The 13,941-nt window shown below is 47.8% G+C and carries 9 protein-coding genes; all 9 read left to right on the forward strand.

Features of this window, described 5'->3' with window-relative positions:
- Positions 1-22 precede the first annotated feature (22 nt).
- The 9 genes from ACKTT9_RS12545 (at position 23) to ACKTT9_RS12585 (ending at position 13,928) form a co-directional block, all read left to right on the forward strand.
- A complete protein-coding gene (locus tag ACKTT9_RS12545; protein WP_407871835.1) occupies positions 23-2,401 on the forward strand; it encodes a glycosyl hydrolase family 95 catalytic domain-containing protein in 2,379 nt (792 codons plus the stop codon).
- Positions 2,398-3,423, forward strand: a complete 1,026-nt coding sequence (locus tag ACKTT9_RS12550) for an exo-alpha-sialidase (RefSeq protein ID WP_407871836.1) — start codon at positions 2,398-2,400, stop codon at positions 3,421-3,423. Before ACKTT9_RS12545 ends, ACKTT9_RS12550 begins: the two co-directional genes overlap by 4 nt.
- Positions 3,424-3,503: 80 nt before the next feature.
- Positions 3,504-5,660: an MGH1-like glycoside hydrolase domain-containing protein gene (locus ACKTT9_RS12555; RefSeq protein WP_407871837.1), complete on the forward strand. Its 2,157-nt coding sequence runs from the start codon at positions 3,504-3,506 to the stop codon at positions 5,658-5,660.
- Positions 5,657-6,724, forward strand: a complete 1,068-nt coding sequence (locus ACKTT9_RS12560) for an exo-alpha-sialidase (protein WP_407871838.1) — start codon at positions 5,657-5,659, stop codon at positions 6,722-6,724. The genes ACKTT9_RS12555 and ACKTT9_RS12560 overlap by 4 nt, the downstream gene beginning before the upstream one ends.
- Before the next feature lie 114 nt (positions 6,725-6,838).
- Positions 6,839-7,729: an AraC family transcriptional regulator gene (locus tag ACKTT9_RS12565; protein ID WP_127449144.1), complete on the forward strand. Its 891-nt coding sequence runs from the start codon at positions 6,839-6,841 to the stop codon at positions 7,727-7,729.
- 198 nt (positions 7,730-7,927) lie between these two features.
- On the forward strand, positions 7,928-9,049 hold the full coding sequence (locus ACKTT9_RS12570; protein ID WP_407871839.1) for an ABC transporter ATP-binding protein: 1,122 nt from the start codon (positions 7,928-7,930) through the stop codon (positions 9,047-9,049).
- Positions 9,050-9,067: 18 nt separating this feature from the next.
- A complete protein-coding gene (locus ACKTT9_RS12575; RefSeq protein WP_407871840.1) occupies positions 9,068-12,061 on the forward strand; it encodes an extracellular solute-binding protein in 2,994 nt (997 codons plus the stop codon).
- Complete coding sequence (locus tag ACKTT9_RS12580; RefSeq protein ID WP_127449149.1) at positions 12,048-13,028, forward strand: carbohydrate ABC transporter permease; 981 nt, start codon at positions 12,048-12,050, stop codon at positions 13,026-13,028. Before ACKTT9_RS12575 ends, ACKTT9_RS12580 begins: the two co-directional genes overlap by 14 nt.
- Positions 13,029-13,928: a carbohydrate ABC transporter permease gene (locus ACKTT9_RS12585; RefSeq protein ID WP_407871841.1), complete on the forward strand. Its 900-nt coding sequence runs from the start codon at positions 13,029-13,031 to the stop codon at positions 13,926-13,928. It abuts the gene before it with no gap.
- Positions 13,929-13,941 lie beyond the last annotated feature (13 nt).

Here is a 13,941-nt window from a genome sequence, read left to right on the forward strand (position 1 = left end):
ACGAACAGGTGGGGGAGATCAAGTGTCAGACAAAAGTACGGCATTATGGTACGCGCAGCCAGCGAAATCTTGGTTCCAAGCACTCCCCGTAGGGAACGGCCGTTTCGGCGGTATGATGTATGGCGGTACGGATCGGGAACGCATACAGATGAACGAGGATACGTTATGGTCCGGGGAACCCAGAGAAACAGTGAACAGAGAAGCAGCCCAGTATTTGGACATCGTGCGTGAGATGATCTTTGCAGGCAAGTATGCCGAGGCTGAGGCTTTGATCGAACAGCACATGGAAGGGCCGGAGATCGAATCCTACGTGCCGCTTGGCGATTTGGATCTGATTATGGAAGAGGCCGGCGAAGTTTCGAATTACCGAAGGGAATTGAATCTGGCGGAAGGCATCGCCCGGGTGCAGTATTCGCAAAATAACGCTGTCCATACTAGGGAGCTGTTCGTTTCTGCGGTTGACCAGGTCATGGCCATTCGCTTACACAGTGAGCGTAACATCAGCGTTAGTGCAGTGTTGAGCAGTCCATTGCAATTTGAAGTCAAAAAAGTGGCATGGAATCAATTGATTCTTACCGGACGCAGCCCGGTGCGAATTCTACCTAATACGGTGAAGTCCTCGGACCCTGTACATTATGCGGAAGGAAAAGGGATCGGTTTTAACATTCGATTGACCGTTATCATTGACAAGGGCAGGCTGGAGGTAAGTGGCGGGCGGATTCGTGTAAGTGGTACAGGAACGGTTACTTTCCTGCTGGCTGCTGAAACCAGCTTCCAAGGTTATGATAAAAACCCTGCGTTATCAGACAAACCGTCGTTACAGCTAGGAGAAGCGAGACTGGCAAAAGCGGCATCGCTCGGGTACGAGCAGTTGAAAGAGCGGCATATCAACGATCATGCCGCACGCTTTTGCAAAGTTTCTCTCGACCTTGGAGGTCAGGAAAGAAATAACCTGCCGACGGATGTCCGCATAGAAGCTATCAAAAACGGTGTGGAAGATCCCGGACTTGCCGCATTATTTTTTCAATATGGCAGATACCTGCTGTTGTCCAGCTCAAGAATCGGCACACAGCCGGCTAATTTGCAAGGGATTTGGAATGACAGCATTCGCCCGCCATGGTGCAGCAGTTGGACGACGAACATCAACGTAGAAATGAACTACTGGCCTGCGGAAGTGGGGAATCTTGCGGAGTGTCATTTGCCTTTGTTCGACTTGATCGAGGACTTGCAGCACACAGGCCGGAAAGCGGCCGATGTTCACTACCGCTGCGAGGGTTGGACGGCCCATCACAATATTGATGTATGGCGAACCGCAACTCCCGTTGGAGGATCGCCAAGTTGGGCCTTTTGGCCGATGGCCGGGGCATGGTTATGTCAGCATATTTGGGAGCATTACGCGTACAGTCAAGATGAAATGTTTCTCAAGCGGGCGTATCCTGTGATGAAAGAAGCGGCACGATTTGGTTTGGATTGGTTAGTTGAGGCGAAGGATGGCAGCTTGGTAACATGTCCGTCGACGTCCCCGGAGAACTTCTTTATTGCACCAGATGGCCAAAAAAGCAGTGTGACACAAGGCGTGACGATGGATATCGCGCTCCTCAGAAATTTATTTGACCACTGTTTGGAAGCGAGCAGCATTTTATCCGATACGGATCACACGTTTATAGGCCGATTGGAGCATGCGTTATTGCGGCTGCCTCCTTACCGGATAGGCAAATATGGCCAACTTCAAGAGTGGAACGAGGATTTTGAAGAGTTTGAGCCGGGGCATCGTCATGTCGCCCATTTGGTCTCGCTGCATCCGCTGGATCAGATTACTTTACATCAGGAACCCGAGCTTGCCGCTGCTTGCAAAGTCACCCTGGAGAGACGCTTGAACCATGGAGGTGCTCATACGGGGTGGAGCTGTGCATGGATGATCAATCTATGGGCACGGCTTGGCGAGTCGGAACATGCGCAGCGGTTTGTGAATGAACTACTCGCCGGGCTTCATCCAAACATGATGAATGCGCACCGGCATCCAAAGGTGAAACAAGATATTTTCCAAATTGATGGAAATTTGGGGGGCGTTTCGGGCATTGCCGAGATGCTGCTGCAGAGCCATGGCAATAACGTCCAATTTCTTCCTTCTCTACCACAGAAATGGATGAATGGTTGTGTGAAAGGGCTGCGAGCACGCGGAGGGTTTGAAGTCGATATCACATGGGAGAACGGCAAGCTGCTGCGAGCAAGAATTCTCTCAACAGCCGGGAAGTCCTTCCTGCTGCGCACGGCGGAACCGGTATGCGTCATGCAAAACGGGTATGAAATCCGAATCGAGGACATTGAACCGAATGTCATCGTGTTTGGAACCAAAAAGGGACAGAGCTACGACATTGTCCCAAGGAGTGATAGGAGATGAGGGAGATTCATCAAGTGAAGGAGTTTATTTTTGAAGACGACAGACCTTTTCTAAGCTGTCATGCCTCTACGCTTGAACGGCTGCCGAGTGGGGATATCCTCGTTGCGTGGTTCGGCGGCACGAAAGAGAAAGCCGGCGACGTCGCGATATGGACGTCACGCCGAGTGAACGGCCGCTGGACACCACCCGTCAAAGTCGCTGACGAAGAGGACGTTCCGCACTGGAATCCCGTCCTGTTTCGCAGGGCAGACGGTGTCCTGTTCCTGTATTACAAAATCGGCACCTCCATTGCCGAATGGGTAACGATGGTTATGCGCTCGTCGGATGACGGAACCACATGGTCGACGCCTGTCCCTTTAGTTGAAGGGGACAAAGGGGGCCGGGGACCGGTTAAGAATAAGCCCATTGTGCTGCATGACGGCACGCTTGTCGCACCGGCTTCGATCGAACCGGCTTGGGATGCGTTCGTTGATCTGTCCTATGACGGCGGTGAGACATGGACCCGCAGCGAAACGGTGCCTTTCGACCGCACCGCCATACTGGGAAAAGGGATCATTCAGCCTACGATATGGGAGTCTGAACCAGGAATGGTGCATATGCTTACACGCAGCACGGAAGGGGCCATCTATCGCAGTGATTCGGTAGACGGGGGGAAAACTTGGTGCCAAGCCTATGCAACGGAGCTTCCGAACAACAATAGCGGCATTGATTTGGTCAGGTTGGACAATGGCCATCTGGCGCTTGTTTATAATCCGACACGCCCGGAACCCGGGAAGATCAAGGGGCCACGAACACCGCTTGTTCTGCGCTTCTCTAAGGATAACGGTCTTACTTGGGAGAATGAGCTCTTGTTGGATGAAGGAGATAAACAATACTCGTATCCGGCCATCATTGCTAACGGACCAGAACTGTTTATCACATATACATGGAAAAGGGAACGGATAGCCTTCCAAAAAATTATTTTGGATATGAGCAGGAATGACCTATATTCTGGGAATAATTACACTACTATTCTACTATGAGTTTGTTATATATTTAATAAGGTTAAAATTGGAAGAATTTTAACTTTGATAGGGGAGGATTCATTCTGACTGCTTATCAAGTGAACGAGCAACTGCATGCAGGAAGGAAAACGCTTCGCACGCACCCCGGCGCTCAACTGCTGGGTTCGACAGGAGCGAGGCTGTGGGCCGATTATTTGGAACCTGTGCCCGGCTTTTCCGGTAGATTCGATTTTATACATAAAGTTAACATTCCCATGCTGTATAGCGTAGAGAATAGTTTGATCAGCAGTTTTGAGCCATGCCGAACAGAGTGGTATCCCAGCTATTTGCTTATGGCGTATGAGGATCACCGTCTGTCTTTGGTAGAAAAAAAGTTTATTTCATGGAATGACTGCGCCGTTTCTTGCCAGACCTGGACGAACCACAGCAGCGAAGAGCTCGTGCTGAAATTATCCACGTACGGTGATGCGTTCCAGACGCGCAGTGGCCATGTTTTGCAAGGTGAATATCAGATTCCGCATTATAGTTTCGATGTAGCTGGGGCTATAGCTGTAAGCGATCCAGCGCTGTATGAAGAAGTACGCTTGCAGCCTGGACAGTCAGGTACGTACATCCTCGCAGCTTCGTTTGGCATATCGGGGCACGATGACACCCCTTTGCTCCAAGCTCGGGCGACGGCTTATACGGATGGTGGATGGACAGCCGATCAAATCATTGAAAAGCAAAACGAGGAATATCAGGAGTGGTTTGACAATGCCCCTGTGTTTACAAGCAGTGATGCGCTGCTAAACAAAACTTGGATCTATCGCTGGTTCCTGCTTCGGCATAATTTGTCTGATCCCCAATACGGTAATTTGACTTACCCCTTGTTCTATGAGGGAAGATCCCATAAGAAAAGCAAAGAACCTTTCAGTAAAGGCGGCTGGGAATTCAGTAAACTCATTAACTTGTCCGTACCGCTTCATTTGATGGATGCCAGATGGCATCATGAAGGGCGATATAGCGAAGGTCCCTTGCGCAATATGGCGGAGTCACCGGGGGAAGGCGGGCAATTCAGCTGTCTTACTGTCGATACCGTCATGCATGCATTCGCTAACTTTACTTGTTGGGCTGCCTACCAGCTATATTTGATACACCGCAATCGGGATATGGTCGTCGAGATGCTGCCTGCTTTTAAAAGCCAAATCTCAGAAGCCATTCGCGTTAACGGGAGCGGGAACGATCGATTAATGATTGAATATAAGCATACGCGAACGGGAAAAGAATATCAGCCGAGTTATTGGTATTTTCATAATTACCCTAAGAATCCGAAGGATAAAGAAACATATACGCACCTGAAAAGAGTGGATCGTACCGTATATCACTATTTGAACACGCTTGCAGTAGCGAATATGTGCGAAATCGCCGGCGATTCGGAAGCAACGATGTATCACCAGATGGCAGACGGCATTAAGCAGGATATCCTTGAAAAGATGTGGGATGAAGAGACGGAATTTTTCTACGATCTCCATTACCAGACGGACCAAAAGGCGTTCGTGAAAAATATAGTCGGCTTCTACCCGGCTTGGGCGCAAATCATGGATGATTCCTATAAAGGGATGATCGGGCATCTCATGAATGAACGCGAATTTAATTCGAAATGCCCGTTTCCTTCTGTCTCGATGGATTGCCCGGCTTACTCCAAAGATGGCGGTTGGATGGGCCATTTTGTAAAAGGGCGAAACGGCTGTGTGTGGGATGGTCCTACCTGGCCGTATACGAACTCAATCGCACTGGATGCACTTGCGAAAGAGAGCAAGCGCAGCGGATATCAGTACGATTCCTTCTTCGGCCACTCGCTGCGAGAGTACGCGTTTCTGCATTTTATGAAAAGAGATCTCAATCAACCCGGACTTGTTGAGCATTACAACAGCGCGACAGGTGAACCGCTAAGTGATGAGCAGGAATATAATCATTCGTTTTTTATTGATCTGATGATCACGCATGTAGCGGGTTTCACGGTAGAAGCGGATCGCATCATTTTGGATCCACTCGATATTGGTTTAGACTTCTTTGCTCTGGATCGGGTGAAAGTGGCTGGAACGGAGTATCGCATTACGTACAAGAAACCAAACGTGCTTTCAACTGTTTCTGATCTTGAGGAAGGCTATCGACTTTATGTGGATGGCAAGCTTGTATTCTCCAACCAAACACTGGGCCGAATTGAGATTCCTATACAGGAGTTAGAGACTAAGAAGGGGGCAATCCTATCATGAGTAGATTTAACGGTGCTGTTCTGGAAGGTGGAACAGATGCAACGATTCAAGAAGCTTACCTGCCGGTTTTCCACACAAATGATAATCATGCGGCAAATTTGCTGGAACTGGACAACGGAGATTTATTGTGCGTTTGGTTTTCCGGCAGCGGGGAAGGGAATCCGGATACGAACATCGTTATGTCGAGATTAGCGGCAGGTTCTAAGATTTGGTCCACTCCTGTTCAACTCTCTGATGATCTTGAGCGGTCCGAGCAAAATCCGGTTTTGTTTCAAGCGCCGAACGGAAACCTATGGTTGTTCCACACGTCAAATGAGCCTCACAATCAGAAAACATCAAGGATCGTTTACCGAATCTCCGAGGATCGTGGGGAAACATGGGGGGCTACAGAGGTTCTCTCCGATGGACTGGGGATTTTCTTAAGGCACCCTCCCCTTGCTCTGAAGAACGGGGACTGGCTGTTACCCGCATATTATTGTCGGCTTGAGGGGCATTATAGTGTGGTTTTAATAAGCTCTGATGAGGGCGCGACGTGGACGGAATATGAAGTGCCCGGCAGCATCCATCGTGTGCAAATGAACGTTGTAGAGCTAGGCGAAGGCAAGCTGTATGCCATGTTTCGCAGTCGCCAAGCCGACCGAATTTATACAAGCGTTTCACAGGACTACGGAAGAAGCTGGTCGATCCCAGTGAAAAGCGAACTGCCGAATAATAATTCCTCGACGCAGCTCGTTAAGCTTTCTAATGGTCAATTGGCACTGATCTTCAACAATTCAACGATGGAACGAGATCAGTTCCGTTGGGTTCAGCGCAAAGGGGAGTTTCGCAAGAAACCGCTTCGGACACCGCTTACACTTGCTGTATCGGAGGACGAAGGCCGCACTTGGCCGTATGTCAGAAACGTGCAAATGGCCGATCTGGAATATAAAGATTCGGAAGTCGGGTATTCCTACCCTTCCATTATCACGACTCGCGATCATCACATTCACCTTGCTTTCTCTTATCTGCGTAAAGGAATTAAACACATCCGTATGACGTTAGATTGGGTCAGAGAGGGACAATAACCACGTTGTCAAGACGGAGCTGGGAGCACCTTATACGTGTTCCCGCTTGCCTTGCTGCAGATTCACATACATGAATACGTAGATCACAAATACTTGTAAGAGAAGGTGACAACTATGAATGGAAGAATCGATCATTTAAGCGGGGATTTATTTTTTGAGAATGATCTGGATATTTTTCTAAATCGTGAATTGGAATCGTTTACAACATTGCAGCATACGCATGATTTCGTAGAAATAAGTTTTGTTGGTGAAGGCTGTGGTTACCACTATATTGACGAAGAAGTGATCTATGTGAAACAAGGGGATCTATTCGTCATTCCGATTGGCACGTCCCATGTATTTCGCCCCTCCTCTCCAAAGCAGGATAAAATGCTCGTCATCTATAATTGTATTTTCCGCGTTGAACTTCTTGATAAATGGAAGAGTCTGCTGCAGCAAGATTCCGTAACCTACGACGCCATCAACAATCCAAGTCAATGTGCGGCACGCTGGTTGCATTTTCAGGATAAACACGACACCTTTTCTTTGATCGTCCAAAACATGTATCGGGAATATTTGAAAAAGAGTGCCGGCTTTGAAACGGTTTTGACAGCGCTTTTAATCCAAATGTTGGTATTGCTTCAACGTTTTGAAATGATCAATGAAACCGAAACCGCTTCCTTCCGGATGTTCGATGAAGTTGTGCATTTCATCAAGTCCCGCTATACGCACAATCTGACGGTTCAGGATGTGGCGGATTATTTTTTCCTGAGCGCAAGCCATTTTCAGCGATTATTTAAAAAATCGACAGGCCTGTCGTTTACCCAATATTTGCAAAATGTTCGTATACAAAAATGTTGTGAGCTATTGAAATCGACCGATATCCCGATCTATCAGATTGCCAATCAAGTTGGCTATCAGGATATGAAGTTTTTCCATGCGCTTTTCCGTAAAAAAACAGGGGTAACACCAAGACAATATCGTCAAAACTTTCAAGAACTCGACGAATCCGATATTTCTTGTTAATTTATGGAGCTGGCCATTGATATGGAGCAGCTTTTTTTGTTTTATTTTACACAAAAGAAAAGAACTGAAAGCAGGATTCCCCCTATAACTAAGTAATCATCACCTATAATGCGTTCAAATGTGGGGTGTATAATAAAAAACAAGCGTATTGAAACCGTTATCAACCAGATGTTGATATGACCTATAGGAGGTACTGTAATGGGGCGAATTCTATTAAATCACGTGGAAAAACGTTTTGGTAAAGAGAGAGCTTATGCGGTCAGAGATTTTAATTTGGAAATTCAGGATGGCGAGTTTATCGTCATGGTCGGGCCTTCCGGCTGTGGGAAATCGACGACGCTCCGGATGATCGCTGGCTTGGAGGATATCACTTCAGGTGAGCTTTACATTGGAGATAAGCTGGTCAATCATTTGCCGCCAAAAGATAGGGATATCGCGATGGTTTTTCAAAACTATGCATTGTACCCGAACATGAGCGTATATGAAAACATTGCTTTCGGATTACGCTTGCGGAAAATGGCCAAAAACGAAATTGATCAAGCCGTCAAAAGTACGTCAAGGGTATTGGAAATCGAACCGTTTCTGGATCGGAAACCAAGACAACTGTCCGGCGGACAGCGGCAAAGGGTAGCCCTAGGAAGGGCGATTGTGCGGAATCCGCAAGTGTTCTTAATGGATGAACCACTGTCGAATCTGGATGCGAAGTTAAGAGTTCAGATGCGCACGGAGATTATCGGGCTCCAGAAGCAGCTTGGCGTAACCATGGTATATGTCACGCATGACCAAGTGGAAGCTATGACCATGGGACATCGCATCGTGGTCATGAAAGACGGCATCATCCAGCAAGTGGATACCCCTAAGCTGATCTATAACAATCCGCGAAATATGTTCGTGGCTGGATTCATCGGCACACCTCCGATTAATTTTATCGAAGGAAAAATTTTGGAAGGCAGCGAGGGTTCGCTCGAGTTTCACACCAACCGCTATTACCTGCGAATTCCGAAGCTTCAAGCCGATATGCTGAGAAAGCACAAGAAGATCGACAGAAACGTCATCATGGGCATCCGCTGTGAGAATATCCATCTGGATCCAGCGATTCGGGAAGCCAATCCCCATGCGCAAATTACCGGCATTCAGAAATTGAATGAATTAATGGGTGCGGACATGTATTTGTATATGGACATCGGCATGCCCAAGCTGCTCATTGCAAGGGCACAGGCCGATCATAACTTTGAAGACGATGAGAAGCTGGTTTTAACCATAGATATGCAGAAAGCACTGTTCTTTGATAAAGAAACCACTGAGAATTTGTGGTACTAGAGCGGTGCAGCGGGAGGGATGGAGTTGAAAGCGTTATTTAGAACACGGGCCGTGATGTCCTTCATGTTAGCCCTCGTATGCGTGCTGGGACCTACACTAACGGCACTGGCTGACACCAATGGCACATTGCCTAAAGCAAGTTCCACGTCTGGAGGCGCGGAGGCTGCATCAAATGTAACAAATGCATCGAATACAGCGAAAAATTTGATACCTACGTATACGGAAGTACTTGAAGGCTGGAAAAAAAACGGCGCCAAAGAAGATCATACCGGGAGCATAACGTTATCGGCAGCAAGTTTGTCGGGAAAGTCGGCGAATGCAAACGTTGCGGTTGAGTCGTATGACGGCAAGAATAACGTACTAGTTTGGAAAGCCAAAGGCGACGAATGGGTCGAATATGATCTGGACGTTGCACAGGGCGGATTATATACGATTGAGATGTCGTACCATCCGTTTGTGGATTCGAGGGATCGGAAACCGATTGCACTCAGCTTAAGTGTTGACGGCGTTTCCCCCTACCTTGAATCCAAGTCGATTGAGCTGTATCGCCACTGGAAGGATAAAATGCCGATCGTCAAAGATGACAATGGCGACGAAATTCGTCCGGCAGCCAACGATATCTCGAGTTGGCAAACCTGGGAATTGCGTGATATGTCCGGGGCTTATTTAGACCCTCTCCTGTGGAATTTGACACCTGGGAAGCATAAAATCCGCTTGGCGGGCAGCGATCCAATGGCACTGGAGTCTATTTCTTTCAAAGCGCCTGTCCCTGTTGCGGATTATGCAGCTGTAAAAAAAGAGCAGCCCAAGAATGCCGCCCCTGTAGAAGCTGATCCCATTGTAATTGAAGCGGAGCAAGTCGGTTGGAAAAATGATTCCTCCATTACGCTCGCTTATGATAATGATATTGCCAATAGCCCTTATGTGCGGGGCAAAATTAGCTACAATACGCTGGATGGAAGTCACTGGTCGTCGAAAAATCAAGAAATCAGCTGGAGCTTTGATGCTCCTGCCGCCGGTTTCTACAAAATAGCACTGCGTCAGCAGCAATCGTTAGTTTCCAACCGGTCATCGTTCCGGACGATTATGATTAACGGGAAGGTACCGTTTTCCGAGTTGAAAGCTTATCGCTTCCCTTATGCAACCGGTTGGAAAGGGCGGGAGTTAGGCAATGACGAGGGCGAGCCGTTCCAGTTTTATTTGGAAAAAGGAACCAATACGATTTCGATGCGTGTCACGCAGGCACCTCTCATTCCGGCTGCTGCCGAAATGGATAAAGGAATTGCCACATTGGTTAAGCTTTCCACGGATCTGCGCACGTTGACTGGCGGGGTAGATGACAAAAACAGGACCTGGGATCTTAAAAAGGATTTACCTGGATTTGTTGAGCAGCTGCAGGAACTGAATGATAATCTTGCGGCAACCCGAGAAGAATTAATAACGATCAATGGCCGCTCGGACGCGTTATCTCAAGGTTTAGTGACGGTAAGCAAAGATATTGAAACGCTATTAAAGTATCCGGATGAAATTCCTTATGATGCAGGCCGGATGAATTCCATGCAAGGCAAGCTGGCTGACTTGGTCAAACAGCTTAGCTCACAGCCGCTGCAAATTGACCGGATTTTCATCGTTCCGGCTCAAAAGCCTTTTCCCAAAATGGAATCGACGTTTGCGGAAAAGATTCAAGGTTCGATTATCAATTTCTTCAATACGTTCAGAAGTAAAGAGGTTGCAGAAAAAACGGATGATCAAGTGCTCAATGTGTGGATGAACCGTGGACGGGATTACGTGAATTTGCTGCAAAGCATGGCGAATGAAATGTTTACGCCGCAAACGGGCATTAAAGTGAAAATCAACCTGCTGAAGGACGATAAGCTGCTTCTCTTGATGAATGCAGCCGGGATGGCGCCTGACGTCGGTATTGGTTTACCGCATGATACGCCGTTTGATTATGCCATCCGCAATGGGGTATACAATTTAAAACAATTCCCGGATTTTGATGACGTGTATAAGCAATTCGCTCCGGGTGCATGGATGCCGTACTTCTATGATGGAGGTTATTACGCCGTTCCGGAAACACAGACGTTCTCCATGATGTTTTACCGGAAAGATATCTTGCATAATCTAGGGCTTAGCGTTCCGGACACCTGGGATGACATGTACCGCATGCTGCCGGTGCTGCAACAAAACGGCATGAATTTTACGCCGGTTGAACACAGCATCTTTATGCAAATGCACGGCCTTGAGTACATCAAGCAGGATGGTTCCAGAACAGGCTTCAACAATGATAAAGGCTTCGAAGCGTTCAAAGAGTGGACGGATTTGCAAAACAAATACGGGATCGATCAACGAAGCGATAATTTCGTACAGCATTTCCGCGATGGTTCCTATCCGATCGGTATTGCCGATTTGAATGGCTATCTCCAATTGACTGTTGCAGCACCTGAACTGAATGGCGTATGGGGCGTAGCACCGATTCCAGGCGTCAAGCAAGCGGATGGCACGGTTGTTAGATGGACGGGAGGCAACGGCGGCGATCAATTTGCTTCAGCCATTTTCAAACACACGAAGAAACCGCAGGAAAGCTGGGAATTCCTGAAATGGTGGATGTCGGAAGAAGTGCAGGAGAAATACGGCCTCGATTTGGAAACGCTCAATGGGGTTACGTTCCGCTGGTACACATCAAATGTGGATTCCTTTGTAAAGCTTCCTTGGAAGGAAGAAGACCTGCAAGCGATTTTGGAGCAGTGGAAATGGTTCCGTGAAGTGGCGAAAGTGCCGGGCAGTTACTATATGGAGCGTGAGCTTACGAACGCTTGGACTCGAACCGTTATCAACGGGGAAAATTATCGGACTTCGCTCGAAACCGCAATAAAAGAAGTGGACAGGGAAATCCAGAGGAAGATGCAGGAGTTTCACTTTGTTGATGCCAATGGGCAATTAGTACGATCTTTGAATTTACCCGTGATTACAAAGCCATGGGAAGGAGTGGATAAGTATGTTAAAAAGTGAAGTGCAAGCGCGAGTGCTTCCAAGAACGATTCAACCGGTCAAAATACGAAAAAGTAAGCTGATATCAGCGCTGCAAACGCTTTGGGAATATCGGGTCTCGTATTTATTCATCGCCCCGTTCCTGATCTGTTTTATCATTTTTATTTTGCTGCCGGTTTTGTCCGCCTTAGCGCTTAGCTTTACTTATTTCAATGCCATTGAAGCCCCTCGGTTTATTGGCTGGGACAATTTCCGGTATATGCTTTCCCAAGACCTCATTTTGATTAAATATGCGCTTCCCAATACGCTTTCTTTTGCGTTAATTGTAGGCTCCGGCGGCTATGTGTGCGCCTTCATGCTTGCTTGGCTGATCTCGATTCTGCCCGGGGTGTACCGGAAATGGTTCACACTAGCCATGTATACTCCTTCCTTGGCAAGTTTGGTTGCGATGAGCATTATTTGGACGCCAATGCTTTCCAGCGACAGAATCGGTTACTTGAACAGTTTTTTATTAAAAATGAGCTTGATTAGCGAACCTGTCCAGTGGGTAACAAGTAAAGAGCACTTAATGACGTCCATGGTTGTCGTCTCTCTATGGAAAAGTATGGGCATCGGGTTTCTCGGCATGTTAGCGGGTATTCTCAACGTGAATCCCGAATTGTACGAGGCAGGCAGATTGGATGGCATTCGCAGCCGTTTGGAAGAAGTGTGGTACATTACGATTCCTTCCACCAAACCGCAAATGCTGTTCGGCGCCGTTATGGCCATCGTCGGAGCGATTCAGCTGTCGTCCATCGGAACGGCGTTGTCCGGCATGAATCCGACGCCGGAATATGCGGGCCATATGATCACAACGCATATTGACGATTATGGTCTAAAACGGTTTGAACTCGGCTATGCGACGGCTTTGACCGTGTGTTTGCTAACCATCGTTTATTTCGCCCAAAAGCTGAGCTGGAAGCTGTTCGGAACGAAGGGAGAAGAATAAATGAAAATTGCAGGGACAATGCGTCAATTGCACGCGTGGCGCAGGAGAGTGGGGATTCGGCGGTTGAGCCCCTTCGAGATGTTTGCGGCCGTGCTTCTCGTCGCGCTGAGCATCTTCATGCTGCTGCCGATTGTATACATTATTAACCATGCTTTCAAACCGTATCAGGAGCTGTTTATTTATCCGCCAAACATCTTTGTAAGGGAACCGTCGCTGCAGAACTTTGCTGAGCTGCTTGCCACGACCAAAGGGACGGCGGTTCCGGTCTCCCGTTATTTATTCAATAGCATTATTGTCACAGGAATGGCTGTATTTCTGATTACCATGACAAGCGCAATGTGCGCATACGCCATTTCCAAACATAAGTTTCCAGGGCATAAGCTGGTGTTTGCAACGATTTTGCTGACGTTGGTGTTCGTACCGGAAACGGTCGAAATCCCTAAATATTTGATCATCAGCAAACTGCATATTTTCGATACGTATTGGGGACACGTTTTGCCGCTCGTCGCCGTGCCAACCGGCGTGTTCCTTATGAAGCAATTTATCGACCAACTGCCGGATGAACTGTTGGATTCTGCACGGCTGGACGGAGCTAAGGAGCTTAGGCTTTTTATCAGTATCGTTATTCCCATGCTCATGCCCGCTGTTGCGACGATTGCGATTATCGCTTTTGACTCCGCATGGAAAGATGCCAGCACATCGACCTTCTATATGCAGGACGAGACGATGAAAACTTTCCCGTTCTATGTGGAAACATTAACGAGCGGTATGGCGAACAGCGTGGCCCGGCAGGGTGCCGCAGCCGCAGCTGCACTCCTCTTGTTTTTGCCAAACTTGATTATGTTTCTTGTATTTCAAAGTAAGGTTATCGCTACGATGGCTCATTCCGGGATTAAGTAACCGGGTGTGCTTG

The organism is Paenibacillus sp. P36, assembly GCF_045866505.1.
In the GTDB taxonomy this organism is placed as follows: domain Bacteria; phylum Bacillota; class Bacilli; order Paenibacillales; family NBRC-103111; genus Paenibacillus_E; species Paenibacillus_E chondroitinus.

Bases quoted from the DNA above. Each gene is read 5' to 3' on its own strand.
- ACKTT9_RS12580 (WP_127449149.1), top strand. From the start codon at position 12,048: ATGTTAAAAAGTGAAGTGCAAGCGCGAGTGCTTCCAAGAACGATTCAA.
- ACKTT9_RS12565 (WP_127449144.1), top strand. From the start codon at position 6,839: ATGAATGGAAGAATCGATCATTTAAGCGGGGATTTATTTTTTGAGAAT.
- ACKTT9_RS12570 (WP_407871839.1), top strand. From the start codon at position 7,928: ATGGGGCGAATTCTATTAAATCACGTGGAAAAACGTTTTGGTAAAGAG.
- ACKTT9_RS12560 (WP_407871838.1), top strand. From the start codon at position 5,657: ATGAGTAGATTTAACGGTGCTGTTCTGGAAGGTGGAACAGATGCAACG.
- ACKTT9_RS12550 (WP_407871836.1), top strand. From the start codon at position 2,398: ATGAGGGAGATTCATCAAGTGAAGGAGTTTATTTTTGAAGACGACAGA.
- ACKTT9_RS12585 (WP_407871841.1), top strand. From the start codon at position 13,029: ATGAAAATTGCAGGGACAATGCGTCAATTGCACGCGTGGCGCAGGAGA.
- ACKTT9_RS12575 (WP_407871840.1), top strand. From the start codon at position 9,068: ATGGAGTTGAAAGCGTTATTTAGAACACGGGCCGTGATGTCCTTCATG.